The sequence below is a fragment of the Microtetraspora sp. AC03309 genome (assembly GCF_020826795.1).
In the GTDB taxonomy this organism is placed as follows: domain Bacteria; phylum Actinomycetota; class Actinomycetes; order Streptosporangiales; family Streptosporangiaceae; genus Microtetraspora; species Microtetraspora glauca.
On the sequence record NZ_JADDIL010000410.1, the window covers coordinates 1 to 538 of the forward strand.

At 63.6% G+C, this 538-nt stretch carries 1 protein-coding gene; it reads left to right on the forward strand.

Annotated elements, in window-relative coordinates; translation table 11 throughout:
• Positions 1-15: 15 nt before the first annotated feature.
• Positions 16-538, forward strand: a 523-nt coding sequence (locus IMZ11_RS43600) for an MMPL family transporter (RefSeq protein ID WP_305075958.1), incomplete at its 3' end; no start/stop codon positions are given.

Genomic DNA, 538 nt, shown 5'->3' on the forward strand with positions numbered 1-538 from the left:
GACCAGGCACCGTCGATGATCGCCATGAAGCGCGTCGGCGAGGTGTTCCAGGAGTTCAAGTCCAACAGCTCGGTCATGGTCGTGCTCGAGGGCGACGAGCCGCTGGACATCAAGGCGCACGACTACTACGACGAGGTTGTCGACAAGCTCGAAGCCGACAAGGCGCACGTCGAGCACGTTCAAGATTTCTGGGGCGACCCGCTGACCGCCTCAGGCGCCCAGAGCGCCGACGGCAAGTCCTCCTACGTGCAGGTCTACACCGCCGGTAACCAGGGCGAGGCACTGGCCAACGAATCGGTCGAGGCCGTCCAGAAGATCGTCGAGAGCGTCACCCCGCCGCCTGGGGTCAAGGCGTATGTGACGGGTCCGGCCGCGTTGGCCGCCGACCAGCACATCGCAGGTGACCGCAGTATGAAGCTGATCGAGGCACTGACCTTCACGGTCATCATCATCATGCTGCTTCTGGTCTACCGTTCCATCGTCACGGTGATCCTCACGCTGGTGATGGTGGTGCTGTCGCTTTCCGCGGCACGCGGCG